21 protein-coding genes are annotated in these 25,571 nt (G+C 39.8%); 17 read left to right on the top strand and 4 right to left on the bottom strand.

Features of this window, described 5'->3' with window-relative positions; translation table 11 throughout:
- The first annotated feature begins 63 nt into the window (after positions 1-63).
- Together pepB and H5115_RS04365 are read left to right on the top strand one after the other, a co-directional pair.
- The gene (gene pepB, locus H5115_RS04370) at positions 64-1,359 is read left to right on the top strand and encodes an aminopeptidase PepB (protein ID WP_002962668.1); all 1,296 of its coding nucleotides are present in this window, start codon (positions 64-66) and stop codon (positions 1,357-1,359) included.
- Between the two features lie 183 nt (positions 1,360-1,542).
- Positions 1,543-2,109 carry a phosphoribosyltransferase gene (locus H5115_RS04365; RefSeq protein WP_002962666.1) on the top strand — a complete coding sequence of 189 codons (567 nt, stop codon included), beginning with the start codon at positions 1,543-1,545 and terminating at the stop codon, positions 2,107-2,109.
- Between the two features lie 65 nt (positions 2,110-2,174).
- On the opposite strand, the gene H5115_RS04360 is transcribed toward H5115_RS04365, so the two are convergent.
- Positions 2,175-2,831, bottom strand: coding sequence for a Crp/Fnr family transcriptional regulator (locus H5115_RS04360; protein ID WP_002962665.1), 657 nt, complete (start codon positions 2,829-2,831; stop codon positions 2,175-2,177).
- A gap of 287 nt (positions 2,832-3,118) precedes the next feature.
- On the opposite strand from H5115_RS04360, the gene H5115_RS04355 reads away from it, so the two are divergent.
- Positions 3,119-3,355: a YgjV family protein gene (locus tag H5115_RS04355; RefSeq protein ID WP_002962663.1), complete on the top strand. Its 237-nt coding sequence runs from the start codon at positions 3,119-3,121 to the stop codon at positions 3,353-3,355.
- A 359-nt stretch (positions 3,356-3,714) separates the two neighbouring features.
- Here H5115_RS04355 and rdgC read toward each other — a convergent pair whose 3' ends face one another.
- Positions 3,715-4,632: a recombination-associated protein RdgC gene (rdgC, locus tag H5115_RS04350; protein ID WP_002962662.1), complete on the bottom strand. Its 918-nt coding sequence runs from the start codon at positions 4,630-4,632 to the stop codon at positions 3,715-3,717.
- A gap of 477 nt (positions 4,633-5,109) precedes the next feature.
- Positions 5,110-6,867 (bottom strand): sensor histidine kinase, encoded by a 1,758-nt coding sequence (locus H5115_RS04345; protein WP_182753838.1) that lies wholly within the window; start codon positions 6,865-6,867, stop codon positions 5,110-5,112.
- 355 nt (positions 6,868-7,222) lie between these two features.
- Here H5115_RS04345 and H5115_RS04340 point away from each other — a divergent pair, with 355 nt between their 5' ends.
- The 14 genes from H5115_RS04340 to H5115_RS04275 all read left to right on the top strand — a co-directional run bounded on the left by H5115_RS04340 (position 7,223) and on the right by H5115_RS04275 (position 23,124).
- A complete protein-coding gene (locus tag H5115_RS04340) occupies positions 7,223-7,591 on the top strand; it encodes a response regulator (protein WP_024596295.1) in 369 nt (122 codons plus the stop codon).
- A gap of 228 nt (positions 7,592-7,819) precedes the next feature.
- Positions 7,820-10,237 carry a bifunctional aspartate kinase/homoserine dehydrogenase I gene (thrA, locus tag H5115_RS04335; protein WP_182753836.1) on the top strand — a complete coding sequence of 806 codons (2,418 nt, stop codon included), beginning with the start codon at positions 7,820-7,822 and terminating at the stop codon, positions 10,235-10,237.
- Between the two features lie 9 nt (positions 10,238-10,246).
- Complete coding sequence (gene thrB / locus H5115_RS04330) at positions 10,247-11,182, top strand: homoserine kinase (protein ID WP_149606433.1); 936 nt, start codon at positions 10,247-10,249, stop codon at positions 11,180-11,182.
- 11 nt (positions 11,183-11,193) lie between these two features.
- The gene (gene thrC, locus H5115_RS04325; protein ID WP_182753834.1) at positions 11,194-12,477 is read left to right on the top strand and encodes a threonine synthase; all 1,284 of its coding nucleotides are present in this window, start codon (positions 11,194-11,196) and stop codon (positions 12,475-12,477) included.
- 269 nt (positions 12,478-12,746) lie between these two features.
- Complete coding sequence (gene glyA / locus H5115_RS04320; RefSeq protein WP_002961763.1) at positions 12,747-14,003, top strand: serine hydroxymethyltransferase; 1,257 nt, start codon at positions 12,747-12,749, stop codon at positions 14,001-14,003.
- Between the two features lie 104 nt (positions 14,004-14,107).
- Positions 14,108-14,557, top strand: coding sequence for a transcriptional regulator NrdR (nrdR, locus tag H5115_RS04315; RefSeq protein ID WP_002961761.1), 450 nt, complete (start codon positions 14,108-14,110; stop codon positions 14,555-14,557).
- Positions 14,558-14,560: 3 nt separating this feature from the next.
- Positions 14,561-15,694: a bifunctional diaminohydroxyphosphoribosylaminopyrimidine deaminase/5-amino-6-(5-phosphoribosylamino)uracil reductase RibD gene (gene ribD / locus H5115_RS04310; RefSeq protein WP_182753832.1), complete on the top strand. Its 1,134-nt coding sequence runs from the start codon at positions 14,561-14,563 to the stop codon at positions 15,692-15,694.
- Between the two features lie 16 nt (positions 15,695-15,710).
- A complete protein-coding gene (locus H5115_RS04305) occupies positions 15,711-16,364 on the top strand; it encodes a riboflavin synthase (protein ID WP_024596291.1) in 654 nt (217 codons plus the stop codon).
- Positions 16,365-16,393: 29 nt separating this feature from the next.
- Complete coding sequence (ribBA, locus tag H5115_RS04300; protein ID WP_024603846.1) at positions 16,394-17,506, top strand: bifunctional 3,4-dihydroxy-2-butanone-4-phosphate synthase/GTP cyclohydrolase II; 1,113 nt, start codon at positions 16,394-16,396, stop codon at positions 17,504-17,506.
- A 100-nt stretch (positions 17,507-17,606) separates the two neighbouring features.
- Complete coding sequence (gene ribE / locus H5115_RS04295) at positions 17,607-18,071, top strand: 6,7-dimethyl-8-ribityllumazine synthase (RefSeq protein WP_002961753.1); 465 nt, start codon at positions 17,607-17,609, stop codon at positions 18,069-18,071.
- Between the two features lie 15 nt (positions 18,072-18,086).
- A complete protein-coding gene (gene nusB, locus H5115_RS04290) occupies positions 18,087-18,497 on the top strand; it encodes a transcription antitermination factor NusB (RefSeq protein ID WP_002961751.1) in 411 nt (136 codons plus the stop codon).
- 46 nt (positions 18,498-18,543) lie between these two features.
- A complete protein-coding gene (gene thiL, locus H5115_RS04285; RefSeq protein ID WP_182753830.1) occupies positions 18,544-19,518 on the top strand; it encodes a thiamine-phosphate kinase in 975 nt (324 codons plus the stop codon).
- A complete protein-coding gene (locus tag H5115_RS04280; protein WP_024596288.1) occupies positions 19,515-20,000 on the top strand; it encodes a phosphatidylglycerophosphatase A in 486 nt (161 codons plus the stop codon). Before thiL ends, H5115_RS04280 begins: the two co-directional genes overlap by 4 nt.
- A 37-nt stretch (positions 20,001-20,037) precedes the next feature.
- Positions 20,038-23,124 carry a ligand-binding sensor domain-containing diguanylate cyclase gene (locus H5115_RS04275; protein ID WP_182672770.1) on the top strand — a complete coding sequence of 1,029 codons (3,087 nt, stop codon included), beginning with the start codon at positions 20,038-20,040 and terminating at the stop codon, positions 23,122-23,124.
- A 41-nt stretch (positions 23,125-23,165) separates the two neighbouring features.
- On the opposite strand, the gene H5115_RS04270 is transcribed toward H5115_RS04275, so the two are convergent.
- Complete coding sequence (locus H5115_RS04270) at positions 23,166-25,277, bottom strand: hypothetical protein (RefSeq protein WP_182753828.1); 2,112 nt, start codon at positions 25,275-25,277, stop codon at positions 23,166-23,168.
- Positions 25,278-25,571: the final 294 nt, after the last annotated feature.

The raw sequence follows: 25,571 nt of genomic DNA, 5'->3' as shown, positions 1-25,571 counted from the left end.
GTTGGGAACTTAAGCGCTCTATAGTAAACTCGGTGGCACATTTAAGTGCAAGGGAATTCTAACATGAGTGAAAAATTTGTTGTTCAACTAAGCGAACAAGCAGCAGCGAGTCATTGGGGCGATAATGCGTCATTGTCTTTTAACGAGCGCGGTGCAACTGTTCATTTATCTGAGCAAGACACATTAAAAAATGTTCAAAAAGCAGGCCGTACTATCGCAAGCCAAGGCGTTAAAAATGTTGAATTAGCAGGTGATACTTGGTGTACAGAAAGCCAGTGGGCTTTTTACCAAGGCTTTGTAACACCAAAATCATTAAACGGTGTTGAGTTTGTTGATAACGCACAATCAGATATTAAAGAACTTGCTCACTTAAAAACGTCAGCAATATGGGCACGTGAAATGGTTAACGGTACTGCCGATGACATTTACCCAGAAAGCCTAGCTGAAAAAGCAGCTGAGTTTATTCAATCATTAGCGCCTGAACACGTGAGTTACCAAATTATTAAAGGTGATGCGTTACTAGAGCAACAGTGGATTGGTATTCATGCAGTTGGTCGCGGTAGTGTTCGCCCACCAGTATTGCTTGAGCTTGATTACAACCCAACAGGCGACGAAAATGCACCAGTAAGTGCTGCGCTTGTAGGTAAAGGTATTACGTTTGACTCAGGTGGTTACTCAATCAAATCAAGCGAAGGTATGCTTGGTATGAAGTGCGACATGGGCGGCGCTGCAACAGTAACAGCAGGTTTAGCATTGGCTATTAACCGTGGTATTGAAAAACGTATTAAGCTGTTTTTATGTTGTGCTGAGAACTTAATTTCGGGTCATGCATACAAATTAGGTGACATTCTTACTTACAAAAATGGCACAACAGTTGAAATTGTAAACACGGATGCTGAAGGTCGCTTAGTACTTGCTGATGGCTTAATGGCAGCAGGAGAGACTGGCGCTCCACTTATCATTGATGCAGCAACACTAACTGGAGCAGCGCTTGTTGCTGTTGGCCAAGAGTACAATGCATTATTTGCACTTGATAAAGAACTTGCACGTGAAGTTGAAAGTTTTGCATCTCAAGAAATGGAAGCTGCTTGGCCACTTCCTCTTGAAAAATGGCATCAACAAAACTGCCCATCTCCTTATGCTGATACGGCAAATAGCCGTGCACAAAAGGGTGGCGGTTACGGCGGTGCATCGAATGCTGCAGGCTTTTTATCACGCTTTGTGCCAAACGATGGCAAAGGCTGGGTGCACATAGATTTAGCTGCTGCTTTTAACATGGGCAGTACAAGCCAATGGGCAGCGGGCGCAACAACTCAAGGTATGCGTACGGTTGCTCGTACCCTACAAGAAAAAGCATAATATTTACTAAATTACGCTTTTTACACTAAAAATAGGCACCCTTGGGTGCCTATTTTTTAATTTACAGGCAAGCAATTTTATTTCATTTGCGGTAAAATCCGTCGCCAATACCTTTTTGAGTTTAATTTTTGCTTAACTCTAAGCTGCGCTCAAATCTTATATCCACCACTGGGGTTTCTAATTATGTCAGATAAGTGCTACATCACAGCTCAACAGCTGCTTGAAGATTCGTTCCGCGTAGCGGCACAAGTATACCAAGATGGCTTTCGTCCTGATTTTATTATTGGTATTTGGCGAGGTGGTGCACCGATCGGTATTGCTGTTCAAGAATATTACGATTACAAAGGCATTGAGACTGACCACATTGCAGTACGTACATCGTCTTATTACGGTATTGGTAAACAATCTAAAGAAATTAAAGTCCACGGTTTGCATTACATTGTTGAGAACGCAAATGCAGGCGACTCATTGTTAATTGTTGATGATGTATTTGACTCTGGACGTAGTATTGTTGCATTAAAAGAAAAGCTTTCAGAGCTTATGCGCTTAAATTTGCCACGTGATATTCGTATTGCATGTCCGTACTACAAGCCAAAAAACTCAAAAGTAGACACTGTTCCAGATTATTATATTCATGAGTCTGAAGAGTGGTTAGTGTTCCCGCATGAACTATCGGGTTTAACACCGGATGAAATTATTGCAGGTAAATCTGATCTTGTGAAAATTCATGACATTTTGCTAGAGAAGTAATCAGTAATTTGTATAAATAAAAAAAGGCCGTTAAGGCCTTTTTTTATGGGTAAATTTTAAATAACTTAAAGCTGAGCAAAGCTATCTACATATTCACTTAGCTTTGGAATATCGACTGCTTGTAAGCCATCGTTACTTCTAAGTACTAATCCTTTTTCGACAAGTTCTGTAACAACACGTCTGTAAGCTCGCTCAGTGGTAGCAAAGCGTTCGGCTTCAGCATTTACAGTTGGATAGGCTCTAAGTAGCGTAGGGTTGTTGTTCTCAGCTCTTAACAAGCAATCTTTAGCTATATTGTAACTTAGCGGCAGTAATAACTTATCTAAATTGATTTTTTGGTTTTCCTGAAATTTAGCCGCAATAGTTTGTGCGGTGTATAAACTCAATTCTGGTTTTTCAAGCAGCAGAGCACGCCAATGTCTTAATTCAATAAGATTATAAGTTACATCGCTAAAGCACGTTACCGTATAAATACACGGATTATTATTTAGCGCTTCTATTTCACCAATAAGGGTGTTGTTACAATCCAATTGTCCTAACAGCAGGCGTCGTCCATTACCTACGTCGTAACTAAACGACACAGTGCCACTGCGTACAAGCACAAGCTTGCTTAAAGGCTGATCTTGATGGATCAGAACTTCTTTTTTTGATTGTTGATAGCTACTACCGGCAAAGGTTAAAAGCTGATCAACAAGGTAACTAGAAAAATGGTATTGAAACATCAATGTGCTCTTCGGACATTTGTCCTATTTATTACATCTTAATGACGTTAGCATTAAGACACTAAGAATTTACGCTAACTTGCTACTAATATTATTAGCTTTGCTAATAGTATTATTTTACCTTCATTTCCCGTGTAATGATTTAAGAATTTGCTGGTATTTTCCGGCAAACTTTTTCAGGTTTTTAAGCAAGTTAGCTTTTTTATTTTGTTGTAACTTTGCAATACTTATAAGTGCCATAAGTTAGCAGTGCATGTAATGCTAACCTAAAGGCTAGGAGAGAACAATTGAGTTGGGAATATTTAGGCTATATTGCATCAGCTTTATTGGTTGCATCGTTAACAATGACAGATGTAGTAAAACTGCGTTGGTATAACATGTTTGGTTGTATTGTATTTACTGCATACGGTGTTGCCATTGGCGCAGTACCTGTTATTTTTACCAACGGCTTATTGTCGCTTGTAAATTTATACCACATTATAAAAATATATCGCCAACCTAAAGTTGAAGACGCTAAAAGCTAAAATAAGTTATCTGCACAAATAAGTTATCTGCACAAATAAGTTAATGATTTCAATTAAAATCAAAACTTCAGTTTTTGTGCATTCCGGCTTGAAGTGAATACAGATAATCTCATATCACTCTACATAACTTTCCTTTGAACCTTGCTGTAAGCTCTTACTTGAAAGATGATTACCTTAGGTTTTAATACGCCGAACGTTAGCTAAATTCTGTTCGCGGATAACAAATATATAAATAAGTGCTTCTAAAAAATCCGATAGCAGTATACTGCTATCGGATTTTTATCTGTTATACCAACCTGCTTATATGTGGGTCTATTTAATGCTTCAAAGCGTTTAAATATTTATGTAGGTTGTGGTATTTACGCTTTTTCTAAATCTTCAACGTCACCTAAGCCAGCAGTTAGTTCTTCAAGTAATTGCTTTATTTCCTCAGAAGCTAAAATAAAGTCAGCATCAAGTTTTAAAGCCATATCTTCTTTAGGAATATCTGCGTTCTCTTCTTTTAGAGTTTCAGAGTAGCTTAAACGCTTGATAGAGCCATCGTTTTGCAGCATAAACTTAAGGCGTTCTTGCCAATCAAGTGCCAGTTTAGTTACGCGTTTACCACTTTCTAAGTGCGATTTAACCTCATCACATGCCAGATCATGGCCTTTTAGTTTTACTTGTGCACCGCTGTCGTCAGCTTCTTCAAGCTCAGCGTCAGAGCCAATAGCAAAGCCTTCTGGTGTACTAAAGTTAGTTAACCAATCAGTTAAGAATACATCTAGGTCGTAGTTAGCAAACGCAGGTACAACTGGGAGCGTTCCTAACGATTTACGAAGTAGTGCCAGTAGCTCTTCAGCTTTATTAAAGCTGCCACTATTTACAACCACCCAGCCATTTTCTTGGTCAATAAAGGCAAATTGTAAGCTCGACTTTTTAAATGCCTGGGGTAGAAGAGTATGAAGAATGTTTTCTTTTAATTCGTCTTTTTCTTTCTTTTTAACAGGGCGGTTTTCTTCGGCTTCTATCTGATCAATTTTCTCAGCAACTAGTTCGTTGATAACAGAAGCTGGGAGTACTTTTTCTTCACGTTTTGCGCAAACTAAAATACTTTTTTGAGAAAAATGCGATAGTGTTTCGCCATGCTTTCCAAACGCTTTCGTCCAACCAAATGTTGCAAGCTCTTGACCAGTACATGGGCGAAATAAATCTTGCTCTAATGCTTTATCAAAATCTTCTTGGGTGTATGAAACGTCTTGCTTAAAGCGGTAACAAATAAGGTTACTAAACCACATAGGGGAATTGATCCATTTGAAAAATTTGTCCAATCATAGCAATAAAAACAGCATCTCGAAATGACTGATTTGTTACTAGGGCGTGTTGAACTTTATGGATTGAAATTTGTTCAATCCAAGGAAGATTAAATCGCGGCGCGAGGTTTGTAATCTAGTGGGCTCGGTAACTGCTCCTGCGTTACCCTACTGGCTTACATCCATGTAAGAATAGGTAAAAACCGAGCAAAGCTTCCGCGTCCTGCTCACGCCCCTTACCTACATCCATGTAGGTAACAAAGAGTTAATCGTCCCTAGATCGAGCTCAAAGGGCAGCGCATGTTTGGTATTTATGCTGCGTTATCGCCTATTTATGGGGGGTAACCACACTACATAGGCTCTGCCTTGCCTAAAAACCAAACATGTTGCTGCAAATTCAACTACCAAAGATCAACACGCCTTAATAAATTTAATGCATATACTTTTTTTTATTCATATTTATCAAAAAATAGGCATTGGCTTAGCCATGTTCTTTGGAAATTGAATATAGTAACGCAGACCTTTGCCAGGTTCACTCGTTGCATCAATAGATCCGCTAAGAGTTTGTTTAACTAAATTAAACATTATATGGGTACCTAATCCGCTTCCGCCTTCATCGCGCTTAGTCGTAAAGAATGGGTCAAACAACTTTTTCAATTGCTCACTGGTAACACCGTTACCGTCATCTTTGTAATCAATCGTTAAGTTAGTGTCATCTGCACTTATTTTGATATCCATCACACCGTTGCTTTTACCTTCAAAGCCATGAATGAGTGAATTCATTATTAAGTTAGTAAAAATTTGGCTGATGGCGCCTGCAGGTAAATTTAAAACTAAATCATCAGGGCATTCTAATTTTATTGTGTGAGATGTCTTTTTTAGTTTTGGATGCAGTGAGCGTATTACTTCGTTAGTGTAATCTTTAAAGTTAATAGTTCTTACTGCTTCACTGGCCTGATCGACCGCTATTTGCTTAAAGCTAGCAATAAGCTCTGAGGCTCTATCTAAGTTAGTGGTTAACAAGCTTGTACTTTGTTTTGCTTCGTTAATAAATTCTTCTAGTGCTTTTGGTGAAAGTGTTTTTTCACTATAAGCACTTTCGAGTTTATTTAAGCGTTCTTGCAAAAACGATATTGCCGTTACACCTATCCCAATAGGGGTGTTTATATCATGTGTAATACCCGCCACAAGTCCGCCTAGTGCGGCCATTTTTTCTGTGCCTAATAAACGTTCCTGTGCAAGGCTTAATTCTTCTATATAACGTTGGGATTCAGTTTGTTTTGTAATTAGCTCTTGCTCTGTGCTGCGGCGCAAGTCTATTTCTTCAGTGAGCACAATTTTTTGCTTTTCAAGTTCGTATTTTTGCTGTTGTAATTCCATCATTGCTTGGCTTAAGTTTGATGTTTTACGGGCTACGTCTTGCTCAAGTTGTATGTTGTGATGATCGAGTTTTTCGTTACTAATAATGAGTTCTTTTTGGGTGTGCTCAAGCTCTTTCCTATACTGAACCACTTTATCTATTAGTTTGTTAAACGACTGCTCCATTACTTTTAGTTCGTTATGCTCCTCTGTTTCTATTTCAATGTGTTGTCCTTCTAGCTCATCTAATTCTAGGTTTTCTAGTTGCTCAGTGAGCTCAGCTAAGGGATCTGTAAGAAGCTTTCTAAATGCCATTAAAAATAAAATGATTAAAAAGGTGGTTTTAATCATCGCATTACCAATCAAAAAGTAGATTGATACCATAATTCGGCTTAAAACAACTTCTCGGCTAGAAAATAAGGTAACGTCACCCACTTGGGTAGCACGGCCAGAAAATTCAAAAATAAGTGGAAAGGTATAACCAAACAGACCGGATTTCGCGTCTTCTAAAATAGCTTCTTCTTGTACTAACTGTTGGTTATATAGCTTATGTATGTCGAGCGAGCGCCCTAACTGTGAAATAATTTCGCCGCTGTCATCTCGAACAATAATCCCTTCAATCATGGGAATGGCGAGTAAACCTTCTGCTGTTGTAATTGTTTGCTTGGTATTAAGCTCCCAAATTGCACGTGTTAAGCTACGACTAAAGGTTTTTTGTAATGTACTTAATTCATCACGTATATAGTCTTTAGTATTGAGATATTCAGCAAGCACCTGTCCGCAAGTCACTACGAAGGTAAGCAAAAAATAAACGGATAAAACGCTTGTTAGTAGCTTCTTAGAAAGGCTTTTTTGTAACATGAGTGACTTGTTCATCCTTTGTTATTTTTGTAACGTTACTATTGTAATTTAAAAGTTAGTCAATAAACCTCTAAAAATAAATAAAAAAGTTAAAATTTAATAAGATAAATCTAATTAAGTAGGTATGTAGTATTAATGTAATTAAACTCAGCTATGAATTAGTAAATTCGTTAGACGTTAAGTTTTGTAAGTTTGATTAGAATTTAGTTTCGTTAATCACATTTAAATGAATTAATTCTATATTTATTATTGCATTGAATTATTAATGCGCTAAGTATTTAGATGCGTGTTAAAGTGTCCTTAGTGCAAAGGAAGATGGTCTTTTAATAACTTTGATGGTTGTGTAGTAGTAAACATGATGAAATTTTCGATATTAGTCTGTGATGATTCTGCTGTTGCTCGTAAACAAGTCGTGCGGTGTTTAAATGAGTGTATAGACGCAGATATACAACAAGCTATAAATGGAGCAAACGCCCTCGATCTTTTAAGAGCACAAAACTTTGATTTACTGTGCCTAGACCTCACCATGCCAGAGGTTGATGGTATACAAGTACTTGAAACTATAAAAACAGAAAAAATAGAGTGCTTTGTGTTGGTTATTTCTGCTGATATACAGGAAAAAATGAAGCAACGTGTCGCTCAGCTTGGCGCAATTGATTTTATTGATAAACCTATTAATAAATCAAGCTTGAATGAAATATTGCATAAATTTGGCATTCATTAGGTTTTTTCATGTTAAAAAAGGCTGTTTTATCTTTTAATTTAGGGTTGACAGCATAGCCTTTGTTAAGGCAGTCTTAACATATGAAAACAATTAATCGCGTACTGACCATTATTATTACAACCATCATTCTTACTGGATAGTGGCATAGGTCGGTGCAACAAATTTAAAGGCCTGTGTTCACTTAGAACACAGGCCTTTTTTCGTTTTATGGGATGAGGAACATAAACAATGCGAGTTTTAAAATTTGGTGGGTCTTCACTTGCCGATTATGCATGCTTACAACAGGTAGCTCAGTTAGTTAAAGCACAGTTAAAAGATGAAATGTTATTGGTGCTTTCTGCTCCAGGTGGAATGACCGATTCGCTAGTTGCACTTGCAAGTGCCGCAGAGCAAGGCTTAGATTTTTCGCAGCAATGGCAAGCCTTAGCTAACCGTTGTGAAGGCTTAAAAGCTGACGTTGAAAAAAGTGGCGTAGTAGTTACAAGCTGGCCAGATCTAATGGAACTTAAAAATAAATTAGATGGCGTGTCGCTTATACAGTGTTGCCCTGATCAAGTTCGCGCATTTGTAATTAGCTTTGGAGAGCGCGTTAGCGTTTCTTTAATGCAGGCTTTATTGAACTCGCACGATGCAAGATACTTAGAAGCAACAAGCTGTATCGCCTCAACGGGTGGTTATATCGACGCCGAGGCTGATTTAGTAATAAGTAAAGCGCGCTTTCAAGCTGTGCTTAAAGAAAATCCTGCAACTATTTATATCATGCCTGGTTTTACTGCGAGTAATGACAAGGGCGAGATTACAACGCTTGGCCGTAATGGCTCAGACTACTCAGCAGCAATTGCAGCAGCATGTTTAGAAGCTGAAATTTGCCAAATTTGGACAGACGTTGATGGTGTATACAGTGCTGATCCTCGTTATATTAAAAAAGCCACTAAAGTAGATTTTTTATCTTATAAAGAAGCGATGGAGCTTTCTTACTTTGGTGCAAAAGTACTTCACCCTAAAACAATTTTACCGTGTGCTAAAGCAGGCGTGCCATGCGAAATTAAAAATACGCATAACCCAGACGCACAAGGCTCATTAATTGGTAACGATTATTCATCTGATGAGCCAGTAAAAGCGCTTTCGAGCTTACAAGACCTTGCAATGCTAACTGTTTCAGGCCCAGGCATGAAAGGTAAAGTAGGCATGGCGTCTAAGGTATTTAATGCGCTTGCTCACGATAACGTATCAATTGTATTGATCACGCAATCATCATGTGAATTTAGCATTAGTTTTTGTGTGCACGAAACAGACCTAGCACTTGCACTCGATGCGCTACAAACTGCATTTGAGCTTGAATTACAAGCAGGGCTTATTGAGCCTGTACAAGTACAGCGAAATTTAGCCATTGTTACTTTAGTGGGCGACAACATGCGCGCACACCGTGGTTTAGCGGCTAAGTTTTTTGCATCGCTTGCACAAGCGCAAGTAAATATTGTGGCAATTGCACAGGATTCTACAGAAAGTGCTATTTCTGCGGTGATTGATGGTGAGTTGTGTAATGACGCTGTAAAAATCTGCCATGAAAACTTTTTCACGCATGTGCCGTCAATTGATGTGTTTTTACTAGGTTGTGGCTTAGTAGGGCAGGAGCTTATTAATCAGCTTGAACGTCAACAAGCTTGGCTTGAAAAGCGTAATATAAAACTCAACTTGTATGGTGTTGCTAACTCTCGTCAATTACACCTTGATAACGAAGGCATTGCTTTTAGTGATTGGCAGCAAAAATTGGCCTCATCTGAGCAAGCATTTGACTTAAATTTAGTGGAGCAGTTTGTTAAGCAAAACCACTTAGTGAATCCAGTATTAGTAGATTGTACATCCTCAGATGCACTTGCTGCGCAGTATGTAGACTTTCTAAATGCAGGTTTCCATGTAGTTGCTGCCAATAAAAAAGCGACAACAAGCTCATACACGTATTACCAAGATTTAATTGCAGCAACACAAAAGAATAATCGTAAATTTCTATACGAAACAAATGTTGGTGCAGGCTTACCAGTTATCGACAACTTACAGTCATTATTTGGTGCCGGTGATGAGTTACTAGAGTTTAGCGGTATTTTATCTGGCTCACTTTCGTATATGTTTGGCGCACTTCAAGATGGTTTATCACTCTCTGAAGCCACAATTAAAGCTAAAGAAAGTGGCTTTACAGAACCAGATCCTCGTGATGATTTATCGGGTACCGATGTAGCACGTAAGTTACTGATCATTGCTCGCGAAGCAGGTATGAAGTTGGAGCTAAGCGATATCGAAGTTGAGTCAGTATTACCACAAGGTTTTGCACAAGGTGATAGCGTTGATGAGTTTATGGCAAAACTACCAAGCCTAGATGCTGATTTTAATGACCGTATTCAAAGCGCTGCGAGCGAAGGTAAGGTACTTCGTTATGTAGGTACAATTAAAGAAGGTCACTGTAAAGTAGGTATTGAGGCTGTTGATGAAAAACATGCGCTCAATGTAATTCGCGATGGCGAAAACGCGCTTGCTATTTTAAGCCAATACTACCAGCCACGTCCGTTTGTAATTCGTGGTTATGGTGCCGGCTCTGAAGTAACAGCAGCGGGTGTATTTGCTGATATTTTAAAAACACTATCGCGCTAGGAGCTCGTTATGATTGAAGTATATGCTCCGGCGTCTATTGGTAATTTTGCAGTGGGTTTTGATGCACTTGGCGCAGCGCTTGCGCCAATTGATGGCAGTTTATTAGGTGATGTAGCCGTTGTAAGTGCAGCACCAAGTGACGAATTTATTTGTACTGGCGACTACGCTCATAAGTTACCAAGTGATGCGAATGAAAACTTAGCATACCAGTGTTTAGTACATTTTAGAGCGCATGTTGCGCCTGATATGCCAAGCGTAAAGCTCGAGCTTAAAAAGAATTTACCAATTGGTTCTGGACTTGGTTCTAGTGCATGCTCGGTCGTGGCTACCTTTGCTGCCCTTGATAAGTTTGCACAAACTAACTTAAGTCAGGTTGAGCTTATTGAGCTTATGGCTGACTTTGAAGCAGTAGTGAGCGGTGGTCGTCATTACGACAACATCACGCCATGTTATTTAGGTGGTTTGCAATTAACAGGTGATTTAATCCCTGATAAATCGATTGCACTGCCTGTGGATGACAATTGGTATTATGTTGCTGCGTTCCCAGGTTTTTCACTTAATACCGCAAAAGCGCGCTCGGTTTTACCAAAAGAGTTGAGCATGCATGCAAGTGTTGAGTTTGCACAGCGTTTATCGGCATTTAGTAGTTTACTGTTAACTAATCGTTTTGACGATGCGCTGAGCATAATGAAAGATGAAATAGCAGAACCTTACCGCGCCCCGCTTATTAAAGGTTTTAGTGAAGCCAAAGCAAGCTTACCAGCGCTGGGTGCTGAAATAGTGAGTATTTCGGGCGCAGGACCCACCTTGTTTAGTGTATGTAAAACACTTGAAGCTGCACAGCAATGCGCGCAGTGGTTAGAGGCAAATTACATTAACGAGCAAGGCTTTTGCCACATTTGTAAATTAGATAACGACGGCACGCGTCAATTAACAGTTTTATAGGATAGGTAGTCATGCAATTACATAATTTAAAAGATAGCTCACAAAAAGTGTCGTTCGTTGAAGCCGTAAAAACAGGTTTAGGTCGTAATCAAGGTGTGTTTTTCCCTGAATCCCTTGCCCCACTGTCTGATGTTGATACATTGCTTGATATGGACTTTGTTACACGCAGTGGCAAAATATTATCTCACCTAATTGGCGATGAGCTACCAAGCGACACTGTGGCACAAATGGTTAAAAATGCATTTAACTTTCCAGTTAAGCTGGTGGAAGTTGAAGAGAATACATACTGCTTAGAGTTGTTTCATGGTCCTACGCTTGCGTTTAAAGACTTTGGTGGTCGCTTTATGGCTGAGTGTTTAGCGCAATTTAATAAAGATGAAAAAGTAACTATTTTAACTGCAACATCGGGCGATACTGGTGCAGCCGTTGCGCATGCTTTTTATAACAAGCCGAATATCGATGTTGTCATCTTATATCCTAAAGGCAAAATTTCACTTGCTCAGCAAACGCTATTTACTACGTTAGGTAACAATATTCATTGTTACGCAGTTGATGGCAGTTTTGATGATTGCCAAGAGTTGGTTAAAAATGCCTTTTTAGATGAAGAAGTTAAATCAACACTTGGGCTTAATTCTGCTAATTCAATTAATATTAGCCGTTTAGTTGCTCAGGTTTGTTATTACTTTGAAGCCATTGCACAACTACCAAAAGAAAAACGCGCAACAGCGCATATATCAGTGCCAAGTGGCAACTTTGGTAATGTATGTGCTGCAATGATTGGTGCGGTTATTGGCTTACCTGTAGGTAAATTAAGTGCAACAACCAACCAAAATGATACTGTGCCACGCTTTATGCTTGATAAAACCTGGACGCCAAACGCAACACTTGAGTCGCTTTCAAATGCAATGGATGTAAGTAAGCCAAACAACTGGCCGCGTGTGCAAACAATGTTAGATAATAACTGGTTTAGCTACGATAACTTTTATTCAACTAGCGTAAACGAGGAAGACACGCAATCGGTGATGAAAAAAATTCAACAAACGGGTTATGTTGCAGAGCCTCACACTGCTATTGCGTACCAAGGTCTTGTTGAAAATCGAGCGCCTGGTGCTGCGGGTATCTTTTTAGCCACAGCTCATCCTGCTAAGTTTAAAGAAAGCGTAGAGGGTATTTTAAATATTGAATTAGGTATGCCAAAACCACTTAGCGACGCACTAGCAAAACCATGCCTAGCAAGCGATATTAAGGCCGATTACGACGCATTACGTACAGAAATACTTGCTAAACTTGGCTAGGTTAATTAATTTTAAAAGGCGGTTAAGCCGCCTTTTTTTATAACTTTAGGGTATTAAATCTAGTGAGTTGCATTTACTAATTAAATGTAGGAAATAGCATTCATTTAAAATCGTTATGGTTTTATAAGAAAATATCATCTTAAAAAGTCTGTGAAATAGTTTCAATCCCTGTTTAAATATCCTCAACTTAAGAGCGTAGGCAAAGAGTCGTTTAAAGCGTACAATAAAGCCTCTAAAAAACACCATACACGTTGCCCTAGGAGACCCCAATGTTAGAACGTAGCATGAATATTTCGGATTTTGATCCAGAGTTATTTGACGCGATAAACAAAGAAACTGCTCGCCAAGAAGAGCACATTGAACTAATCGCTTCAGAAAACTACTGTAGCCCACGCGTACTAGAAGCGCAGGGTTCACAGCTTACAAATAAATACGCAGAAGGTTACCCTGGTAAACGTTATTATGGCGGTTGTGAGCACGTTGATGTTGTTGAGCAATTAGCAATTGACCGTGCTAACGAGTTATTTGGTTCTGACTACGCAAACGTACAACCACATGCTGGTTCGCAAGCTAATGCTGCTGTTTTTCTAGCGCTATTAGAAGCAGGCGACACTGTACTTGGTATGAGCTTAGCTCATGGTGGTCACTTAACTCACGGATCACACGTAAGCTTTTCTGGTAAGCTTTACAATGCAATTCAATACGGACTAGATGAAACAACGGGCGAAATTGATTACGCACAGGTTGAAGCACTAGCACTTGAGCATAAACCAAAAATGATTATTGGTGGTTTCTCAGCGTACTCAGGTATTGTTGATTGGGCTAAATTCCGTGAAATTGCTGACAAAGTAGGTGCTTACCTGTTTGTTGATATGGCTCACGTTGCAGGTTTAATTGCGGCAGGCGTTTACCCAAGCCCAGTTCCCCATGCACATGTTGTAACTACAACTACGCATAAAACACTTGCTGGTCCTCGTGGTGGTTTAATTATCTCTGCATGTGGCGACGAAGCAATCTATAAAAAGCTTAACAGCGCAGTTTTCCCTGGTGGCCAAGGTGGTCCTTTATGTCATGTTATTGCAGCAAAAGCAGTGGCATTTAAAGAAGCGCTTCAACCAGAATTTAAAGTATACCAAACACAAGTTGTTAAAAACGCAAAAGCAATGGTTGCTGTAATGCAAGAGCGCGGCTACAAAATCGTATCTGACAAAACTGAAAACCACTTATTCCTACTCGATTTAATCGATAAAGATATTACTGGTAAAGATGCAGATGCAGCCCTTGGTAACGCTAACATCACAGTTAATAAAAACTCAGTGCCAAACGATCCACGTTCTCCGTTTGTAACATCTGGTTTGCGTATTGGTTCTCCTGCTATCACTCGTCGTGGTTTCAAAGAAGAAGAATCAAAAGAGCTTGCTGGCTGGATTTGTGACGTACTAGATAACATCACTGATGAATCTGTACAGGCGCAAGTTAAAGAAAAAGTAAAAGCTATTTGTGCAAAATTACCTGTATACGCTTAATTGCATAAGCAGTAGTAATTTAGATCACAACTGTTTAGTTTTTTGCTAAGATAAAAGACCGCTATTTAGCGGTCTTTTTTGTTTTAAAACGGAAATACCAAGCTATGCATTGCCCATTTTGTACCGCAAAAGATACTAAAGTTATTGATTCTCGCCTAGTCGGCGGAGGCCACCAAGTTCGCAGGCGCCGTGAGTGCAACGACTGCCACGAGCGCTTTACTACATTTGAAGGCGCTGAACTGGTTATGCCTCGTGTTATTAAACAAGATGGCAGCCGCGAACCATTTAACGAAGATAAATTATTAAATGGCTTAAATCGCGCACTCGAAAAACGTCCAGTGAGCACAGAGCAAGTAGATGAAGTGGTGAATATAATAAAATCGCAGTTGCGTGCAACGGGTGAGCGAGAAATTTCAAGCCATTTGGTGGGTGAGTGCATTATGGAAGCCCTCAAAAAGCTCGATAAAGTAGCGTACGTAAGATTTGCCTCTGTTTATCGATCGTTTGAAGATATACGCGAATTTGGCGAAGAAATTGCCCGTTTAGGGGAGTAATAAATGCAAAGCCAAACTACTTTTACCGAACATGATGAAATGTATATGGCACGCGCCATAGAACTTGCCAAAAAAGGTCGGTTTACTACCACACCTAACCCTAATGTTGGCTGTGTATTAGTTAAAAATAATCAAATAATTGGCGAGGGGTTCCATCAATTAGCTGGTCAAGGTCATGCTGAAGTAAATGCACTGGCTGTCGCTGGAAAAAATGCACAAGGTGCAACGGCTTATGTAACGCTTGAACCGTGTAGTCATTATGGCCGTACGCCACCGTGCGCCGAAGGCTTAAAAGCTGCCGGTGTGGTAAAAGTAATTGCTGCTATGGTTGATACAAATCCACAAGTTGCTGGCAAAGGCCTTAAAATACTGAGCGACGCGGGTATTGACGTTGCTTACGGGTTACTCGGATCACAAGCTCGCGCACTTAACGTTGGCTTTTTTAAGCGTATGGAGCAAGGCCTACCTTATGTGATTTGCAAAATGGCAGCGAGTATTGATGGTAAAACAGCGCTTAAAAATGGGCAAAGTAAGTGGATCACAAGCCCTGCTGCTCGACAAGACGTACAATTATACCGAGCGAAAAGCTGCGCTATTTTAACCGGTGCCGATACAGTGTTAGTCGATGATGCTAAACTTAATGTGCGACTAAGTGAGCTGCCTTGCACACTGCCTACTGATTTGCCGCTTCGCCAGCCCGTGCGTGTTATAATTGACTCTCAAAACCGTTTAACACCTGACCTTGCTTTATTTGAAATCCAAAGTGATGTAATAATATTTACGACTAAGGTTGATAAATCATTGCAATGGCCGCATTTTGTAAAGCATATTGAAGTCAGTGAAAGTAACGGTAAAGTTGATTTACAAGCCGTTTTAGAAAAACTTGGGCAACTGCAGTTTAATAATGTTTGGCTTGAAGCTGGCGCAACACTTGCTGGTAAAATGGCAGAGCTTAATTTAGTTGACGAGTTTGTTTTTTATTTAGCGCCTAAACTAATGGGCCATGATGCAAAAAGTTTAGTTAATTTTCCTGAATTGACGAGTATGCAAAACACCGTTGATTTAACATTTAATGAATGTGCGCGCATTGGTGACGATTTACGTATCACCGCGTTAAAACTCATTAAAATCACTTAATAAAAAGAGTAGTGCTATGTTTACTGGGATAATAGAAGCCACAGGCAAAATTGCTTTATTACAAAAAAAACAAGGCGACTTAGCCATTCGTATCCAAAGTACTGATCTTGATATGACAGACGTAAAGTTAGGTGACAGCATTGCAACTAATGGTGTTTGCTTAACTGTAGTTGATAAACATATTGATGGTTTTAGTGCGGATTTATCTAATGAGACGATTAGTTTGACCGGTTTTGCTCACTATGCTTTAGGACAAACGGTGAATCTTGAAAAAGCCATGCAACCTGTTTCTCGTTTAGGCGGTCATTTAGTATCTGGCCATGTTGATGGTATCGCAACAATTACAAGTATTACAGCAAACGCCAGAGCAACAGAATATTGGCTTACAACTGACGAAAATTTAATGAAATACATTCCGTACAAAGGTTCGGTATGTATTGATGGTATAAGCCTGACAGTAAACGCTGTAGAGGGCAATAAATTCAAATTAACAATTGTCCCACACACGAGTGAGCAAACCACAATTGCTCATTTTAAAGTAGGTACTCAAGTTAATTTAGAGGTAGATCAAATTGCACGTTATTTAGAGCGCCTTATAAAGGGTGCAGAGCAACCAACGGGCTCTGATATTTCGATGAGCTTACTCGCTAAAGCGGGTTTTATTAAATAACGAAACTGACAACTTACACGAGCAAATTTATGAATTTACACAGCGCGCAAGAAATCATCGACGATATTAAAGCCGGTAAAATGGTTATTTTAATGGATGATGAAGATAGAGAAAATGAAGGCGATTTAATAATAGCTGCTGAGCATATTAGCGCAGAAGCGATTAATTTCATGGCTACCCATGGCCGTGGTTTAATTTGTTTAACCATGACGCAAGAGCGTTGCGAGCAACTTGATTTACCGTTAATGGTTAAAAACAATGGTGCAGCATTTTCGACTAACTTTACAATGTCGATAGAAGCATCAAAAGGTGTTACAACCGGTATTTCAGCAGCAGATAGAGCGCGTACAGTGCAAGCGGCTATAGCTAAAGGCGCAGTCCCAAGTGATATTGTTCAGCCTGGTCATATTTTTCCTATTATGGCGCAACCTGGTGGCGTATTAACTCGCGCAGGACACACTGAAGCTGGCTGTGATTTAGCGCGTTTAGCTGGGCTTGAAGCATCATCTGTTATTGTTGAAATACTTAATGCTGACGGCACTATGGCACGTCGCCCTGATTTAGAAGTTTTTGCGAAAGAGCACGATATTAAAATTGGCACCATTGCTGATTTAATCGAATACCGCAACTTAAACGAAACAACAATTGAGCAAGTAGCAAAATGTAAGTTACCAACTGTTCATGGTGAATTTGATTTAGTTACTTACAAAGACACAATTGACGGCCAATTACATTACGTATTGCTCAAAGGCGATATAAAAGATCAAGAGCCGACAAATGTACGTGTACATTTACAAAGTACCTTTAACGATATTCTACTTTCAGACAGAAGTGCTGACCGTAGCTGGGGTCTTTCTGAAGCAATGGCCTATATTGCTAAAAATGAAGGTGCTTTAGTTATTTTAGGTAAGCAAGAAAGCACTGAAGAGTTAGAGGCAACTGTGAAAGCATTTGCAGCAGCTGATGCAGGCGAAAGCGTTACGCCACGTAAATTCAAAGGTACATCTCGTACTGTTGGCGTAGGTTCGCAAATACTTGCCGATCTTGGAATTAAACAAATGCGATTAATGAGTCGCCCTAAAAAGTACCATGCACTTTCGGGCTTTCATTTAGAAGTTGTTGATTACGTTGAGCCACAATAAGCATCACGCTTAAACTAGGCTATTATTTTATTTTTATGGTATGATGCGCAGCAATTTTTGCGCAATCGCAACCGCTTGAACTTATTTTTAGGGTTATCAAATGAAAATTATTGAAGGTAATAAGTACGCTCCAGGCAAAAAATTTGCCATTGTCATTTCTCGTTTTAATGACTTTATTGGTAGCAGCCTCCTTGCAGGTGCTGTTGATGAGCTAAAACGCACAGGTGGCGTATCAGATGACGATATTACCGTTATTTATGTGCCAGGCGCAGTAGAATTACCTTTAGCGGCTAAACGCGTTGCGGCAAAAAAAGAGTATGATGCAATCATCGCATTAGGCGTAGTGATCAGAGGTGGTACACCACACTTTGACCTAGTTGCTGGCGAATCAAACAAAGGTCTTGCGCAAGTATCACTTGAGTATGATATCCCGGTTGCATTTGGCGTATTAACCACAGAAAGCATTGAACAAGCAATTGAGCGTGCTGGCACCAAAATGGGCAATAAAGGCGGCGAAGCTGCTTTAGGCGCGCTTGAAATGGTTAATGTGTTAGATAAAATTTAAGTTTAAGGAATTTTTGTGAAACCAGCAGCAAGACGTAAAGCACGTATCTTAGCACTCCAAGCCGTTTATTCTTGGCAAATAAGTGGCAATTTAATTGCCGATATCGAACAACAAATGTTGATCGAAACAGACGTTACTAAAATTGATGTTGAATACTTTAAAGATCTAGCGACAGGTGTTGCTGTAAATTACAAGCAACTAGACGAAGCTGTATCACCACATTTAACACGTCCGTTTGATGACTTAGATATGGTTGAGCGTGCAATTTTACGTTTAAGCAGCTATGAGCTTAAGTTCCGTGAAGACGTACCTTATAAAGTTGCTATTAACGAAGGTATTGAGCTGGCCAAAATTTTTGGCGCTGAAGACAGCCATAAATTTGTAAACGGTGTACTTGATAAAGCTGTTAAGCATTTACGCAAGTAAGTAAACCGTTAAAGAGGGGAGCCGGCATAGGCCGGCTTTTTTGTGTATGAAGGAATTTGAATTAATTAACCGCTACTTTAAAGGTCGCGGTATCACCCGTCGTGATGTAAACCTAGGTATAGGGGATGATTGCGCTTTAGTAACCGTTCCACAAAACTGCCAACTTGCCGTTACAACAGACACTCTTGTTGCTGGCGTACACTTTTTTGATGATATTTCCCCTCGTGCATTAGGTCACAGAGCGCTTGCTGTTAATTTAAGTGATTTAGCGGCCATGGGCGCTGAGCCAACTTGGGTTTCAGTTGCGTTAACTTTGCCAAGTATTGACCCACAGTGGATTGAAGAGTTTACTGATGGCATGCATGAAATTGCTGAATATTTTAATGTGCAGATTATAGGTGGCGATACAACTCAGGGCCCATTAACCATCACTATTTGTGCGAAAGGGACTGTACCCGAAGGTACTGCACTTCGTCGTAGTGGCGCAAAAGTGGGTAATTGGATTTATGTTACGGGTCCGCTAGGTGACGCTGGACTTGCGATTGAGTCTCGCAAACAAGGTATAAGTATTGATCCAGAACATTTAAAGTACGTAAATAAACGCTTTAACTTTCCAACCCCACGTGTTGCTGCAGGACAGGTATTACGAGGCCTTGCATCATCAGCTATCGATGTGTCGGACGGCTTAATCGCTGATTTAAGTCATATACTAGATATGTCACAAGTAAGTGCAGTGGTCAATATTGAAAGTATTCCAACTTCAGATGCGATGCAAGCAAGCCTTAATTTTAATCAGCAGCTGCCATTTATTCTTAGTTACGGTGATGATTACGAGTTAATTTTTACGGTCCCTGATAGCAATAAAAGTATGTTAGAAATAAAGCTACGCCAGTATGGTGTAGATGCAACATGCATTGGCCAAGTTAAAAGTGGCGATGGCCAAATTGAGCTTTTACACAACGGTGAAAAGTTTGATTTTGAACCGCAGGGTTTTGAGCATTTTGCAAAGGAGCTGGTTTGAACAATAACCGCAAGTTTAATTTAAAGCGTCCACATCAGTTTTTTGGTCTGGGCTTTGGGACAGGGCTTGCCCCTAAAGCGCCCGGTACATTTGGTACATTTGCTGCCTTGCCATTCATTTTTATGACCATGTATTATCCACTATGGCTGCAAATTGTATTTGCTGTAGTGATCAGTATATTTGGTATATGGGCGTGTGGTAAAACGGCTGATGATCTAGGCGTGCACGATCATCCTGCTATTGTATGGGATGAAGTGGCGGGTTATTACATCACCATGATTGGCGCAGCACTTAGCTGGCAAACATTACTCGTAGGTTTTTTGTTATTTCGCTTTTTTGATATAGCAAAACCCGGCCCAATCCGTATGCTAGACAAACGAGTACATGGCGGTTTAGGTATAATGGCCGACGATATACTTGCGGGTATTTTTTCGCTTATATGTTTGCAAGCGTTAATAAAAGTGGGTTTATTGCCCTTTTAATTTTTATATTTGATTTGTTTAACTAGGTGGCAGCAATATGATGCGATTTTTACTGGTTTGTGTACTTATGTTGTGCGCGACGCCAAGTTGGGCTTCAATTACTGATTACGTAGTTAAGCAATGGAATATAAAAGATGGCCTACCGTCGCAATCACTTAAAAGTGTTGTGCAAGATCAGCAAGGCTATATGTGGCTTGGTACGCAATTTGGTTTAAGCCGTTTTGATGGTACAACATTTACAAATTACAACACGCAAAATAGTCCATTCTTGCCTAGTAATGGTGTTAATAAGCTTTTAGTCGATTCTAGTGGTTTGTTATGGGTAGGCACTAAAAGTGGCTTGGTAGTTATTAACCCAGCCACATTTGCAGCACAAGAATTTAATATTAAAGGTCCTGTAAGAGATATTCTTGAGGACTCTAAAGGTAGCATATGGATTGCGGCCAACGGCTTATACTATGTAGATAGAGGGCAAGTTGATTTACGCACTGAAGTAAATGGTCCTCTACCTATTGTTAATGCTACGGTGATAACACAAATAGTTGGCTCTGTTAGCCAAATGGCACTCTCTCCTGAAGGCATTTGGTTGGTTAATGATCGTCATTTATTGCGCCTTACAAAAAACTCATCAGACTTTTCTAAACTACGTTTAGAGCTTACCGCAAAAATATCTTTACCAGAGCGCTTAGCGCAAACCATAGTGCACGATTTATCATTTTTAAATGGTAATTTGTACATAGCCTCTGAGCTAGGTGCATACTTTTTAGATTTAGATGACGAGCTAAGACCTTTTCCTTTACCTAATGCAAATAACTCAGCCGTTTATAAGTTTATGAGTGATACGGATGGTGGTTTGTGGGTTTCGACCTATGGGCGCTTATTATTCAGAGATAAAACCGGTGAGTGGCAATGGGTAGAGCCTAGCCAACTTGATCAAAGTATATGGTTTGCTGATATTTTTAGAGATGATAAAAATAACGTTTGGTTAGCAAGCTTTAGTGAAGGCTTGTGGCTTGCTCATGAAGGGCGAGTAGAAAGACATTCAGCAGTTTCAAACATGACCGAATCTGTTATGGCTATTAGCCAAGCACCTGATGGTAAACTGTGGGTTGCGAATAAAAGCGGCATTGGTTATTTTGATTTAGATAAAAGTTTTATTAATTTAGTCCCAAGTAGTAAATATGGATACGCATCAGTACACGATCTACAATTTGATGGTGAGCGATTATATATAGCCACAGGGCGCGGCTTATTTGTTTTTGAAAACAAGACACTTTACACCGTCCCTGGTCGAGCACTTCGCGATAATCCGGTATTTGCAATAAGTCGCTCTAGTAAAGGCGGCTTTTGGATTGGTACCGGACGCGGTTTATATCGATTAAATTATGCTGGTTTAACGCCTTTTGCCTATAACGCTTTTTTAGGTAGTAAGTTTATTACCTACGTATTAGATAAAACAAACTTTGGTGTGATTGGTACTAGTAAGGGCGCATATTACTTTACAGACCGTGGCATTGAAAAAATTGGCGACCAAACAACACTTGAAAGCGCATACGTAACTAGCGTGCTACATATAGATGGCGTGGGTATTTTAATCGGCTCTCTTAACGACGGGCTTTTTTACAGAAGTACGCAAGGGCAATGGCGTCAGCTCGATGCAGCTAATGGTTTACCGTATGGTTCTATATTTAGCCTAGAATATGATGAAAAGTTAAAGCATGTTTGGGTAAGCACCATGAAAGGTGTTTACAGAATGCCTGTAGAGCAATTTAAAACAGAAATAAAAAGCTTAAAAGTTGAAGAAGTAATTTCATCTTTTGACCGTCAACTTGATGGTAAAGCGAATCAATGTTGTAGTGGACTTGGGCATGATGCGGTAGCAGACACCGGAAATTCTATTTGGTACCCAAGCTTACAAGGTGTTGTTGAAATACCTAAAAATGTAGAGCTATTTGGTGTGCTTGCATTAAAGCCAACAATAGAGACAATAACAACGCCACTTCGTCATTTAACTACCGCTGCGCTTGGTAAAAAACCATCATTAGAAACAGACGAGCGTGATATAACGCTAACTTACACAGCTATTGATTACTATGCACCAAACAGCATTGAATTTAGATATAAACTAAGTGGCTTAGATAGTGACTGGCGCTATGCAAATACGCGACGTGAAGCTATTTATACTAACTTGCCTCCTGGCTCGTTTTTGTTTCAATTAGAAGCTAAGCGCCAAGGTGAAGACTGGGCTAAAGCGCAAGATGTAGAATACGGTTTTGTAGTGCCTGAGCGCTTTGACGAAACAATTTACTTTAGGCTTTTAATTACCAGTGGTTTTATTTTGCTTTTTTATCTCATTTTTTGGGTGTTTAGAGCACAAGAGCGCAGAAAACAAGAAGCATTAGAGGGCTTAATCACTGAGCGTACCTTAGAGCTTCGCCAAGCTAATGATAAATTAGGCCAAGTGAATTCACAGCTTAAATTAGTGAGTCACTCAGATGAGCTAACAGGGCTACGTAGTCGCCGCTTTTTGTTTGATCAACTCCCTAAAGATATTGAGCACTTTCAACGTAATTCACAGTCGCTGCAGGCACAAGGTAAGTCACTGGTGCTGGTAATTATTAACTTTGATAACTTCAGCCGTATTAACGATGCGTATGGCCCAATTGCAGGTGATAGCTGCTTACAGCAAATGGCTGCATTGTTAAATTCGCGTACGCAGGGCTCTGACTATGTGGCACGTTGGAGTGGTGATGAGTTTTTATTATTATTACGTGACTTTAAATGCAATAAAATAGACAGCTATGCTTCAGAACTTTGTAAAGTAATAGCGGCTAATTCGTTCCAATTACCAAATGGAAAAACAACTAATATCACGGCATCAATTGGTTGGTCATTTTATCCATTACCTTTATTAGGCGGGCAGGTAATTAGCTGGGAAACCTCTATTAACTTAGCAGATATAGCATTGCATCAAGTTAAAAAACGCGGTGGTGATGGTGTGGCTAATATTACGTTTGATGAGCAGCTCGATGCATTCGAGTTTGAACAAAACTCTAATGTTGATCAGCAATTAGGTATTTTACAAAGTAATGGCTTGGCAGATATAAAAGTGTGGATGCGATAATGCCCGACCAAGGTTATTGGTCAGGCATGGTGAGGTTAACTCTATTTGTTAAGCCAAGCTGGTAATATTGCAATCGACTCAGGGGCTGTAAATGCCGTACTGGTATCGGCGCTTATATCACCGCCTGCACTGCTTAAAATATTATTAAATCGCATAACCACATTATTTGACTTCTCAGCTACGTATAAATCTGTTCCGGTATACATAATATCAACAGGGTTACCCAGTAGGGTATTTGGACCGCTAATAGTGGTACTTATGTTTACCAAGCCCGATGCCGTTGCTACGTTATTCAATACGTATATTTTGCCATCGTCAGCAACTGCTGCGCTACCAACATCAGAGAGTATTAGCGAGCCACTTAGCGAGTCGTAGTCGATGCCGTGCATGTTGCTTGGTGCTGCTACTGCTGTACCTGCATTTGCTGGCGTTATAAGCCTATCCTCAACTGCAATATTAGTACTACCAGCCATTAGTTTGCTTTTAACTTCGTCAAATACAGCAACGGTTCCATTTGTTAGTGCTACAAAAGCTCGATCAGTGTTTGCATCGTAATCAACATCCCAAGGGCGAGCATCGTTTGCAAACGTAAGCGTCATTAATGGGCTTGCATCCCCTGTGGTGCAAGTTGAAAATATTGAAATACTTGGAGTATCTGCATTATTTTCTGCAACTAAAATCATACCGCTATCAGAAGCCACATCAAGACCTTTAGGAGATATAAGGCCTGTATTCGAACCAGTAATAATGCTGTCTTGGTTCGTATTATAAGTTTGCCCATCTCTGTTTATTGCCACTTTATTTGAAATAATAATACCGCCAATTGAGGTTGTACTGTTATCGAACGTTGTATAACTATTACCCGCTTTATCAAAAGTTACACTTTCGATAGTTTGACTTGCATTATAGTTGCCAATTTCTGTGTTAAGTTGTGAACTTAATCGACTAATTTGCCCAGTTGTTTCACCTGCAGTGCCCGGATTACTACTTACAGCAACACCTAGCAGCGCCATATTAGCGGTATCACTATCTGAAATATCAGCCATCTCATTTTGTATACCCAGTTTAGTAATTGACTCAGGTTTAATTGTTGAGGTAACTAAATCAGGAGTGATATTGCCGCTCTCACCTGAAAATATATTGCTGAACACAAGAACAGCATCATTTGATTTTTCAGCTACACGTAAGTCACTACCTTCAAGGCTAATATCAACTGGGTTACCAAGCATTGTTGCTGGACCGGCAATACTTCGTGCAACGCTTACTAAGCCCTCTGCAGTTGAAGCATTATTAATTACAAATAACGAACCATCGGTTGCGTCTGAGGCACTGCCTACATCAGACAAAACAAGTTTATTAGTATTTGAGTCATAAACAATGCCGTGAATATTTACAGATATTTGCGTGCCATCATTATTACTTGGAGTAATTGTGCGGCTTGGCATTGCGGCAAATTCACCACCAACAAAATTATCATAAACGGCTACATCACCATTTGTTAGTGCTACATAAAGGCGGTCGTTAGATTCATCATAATCAACATCCCACGGCGCCGCTTCTGTAATAGTTGTGCCTAAAGGCGCTGCATCGCCCGCGGCTGTAGCGCCAAAAGTCGTTACTTGCATAGCGCCAAAGTCAGCAATAAAAACAAGGCCACTCTTTTGTGCTACAGCTATTCCTTTAGGGTTTACCAGTGTTGTGTTAGTACCTGTTATTTCGCGATCTGTATTAGCTGTATAGGTTGCGCCGTCACTACGATTTGCAAGCTGGCAAATAGTTTTAATACTGCCATTTTCGCTGTCGCTTGCTTGCAATAAATTACCTAAGCTATCAAATGCAACGCCTTCGTTAGCTGTTGTATTAAAGGTTTTTAGTTTAGAGGCGTTTTGGTTAATTAAATCGATAGTGCCTGTATTGCTCTCGCCATTGTTTGCCAAAATTAATGTGGCTGATGCAAAGCCAGGGTTGCCATTTGTACCGTCGGTACCGTTTTGTCCATCGGTGCCTGCAATACCATCTACGCCGTTTTCACCATCGTCTGAGCTACAGCCTGTAATGCCGATTAATACTGCAAGTGTTAAAGCTGAAAAACTAAGCGTGTGTTTAAGTGTGTTTTTTTGTGCTGAATGAGTTGTTAAATTAGCTTTATTCATCATTTTTACCTTTTAAATATTCCATCAAATGTAGGTAAATAACGCGCTTGCTCATAAGGCATAGACTAAGCGGCACCGATTATTTACATGTTAACCTCATATCAATAACGGCTATAAAATGAAACTGGATGCAAAAAAGTTAAAATTAAAAACAAAAAAAGGAGCCTTGAGGCTAATGCCAGTCAGTTAAGCTGACTGGCATCTTTCTTTTTATGGGGATACTTAGATGGTTTTGGCTTAACCCATCGGGGATATCTTCTATCCTCTCGTCTAGCTGGAAGCTTAAATAAGACC

Origin of the sequence: Pseudoalteromonas sp. SR44-2 (assembly GCF_014163745.1) — a bacterium.
Lineage (GTDB): Bacteria > Pseudomonadota > Gammaproteobacteria > Enterobacterales > Alteromonadaceae > Pseudoalteromonas > Pseudoalteromonas distincta.
Note: the sequence above shows the minus strand (reverse complement) of the source record. Positions and strands in the feature narration are given on the sequence as shown.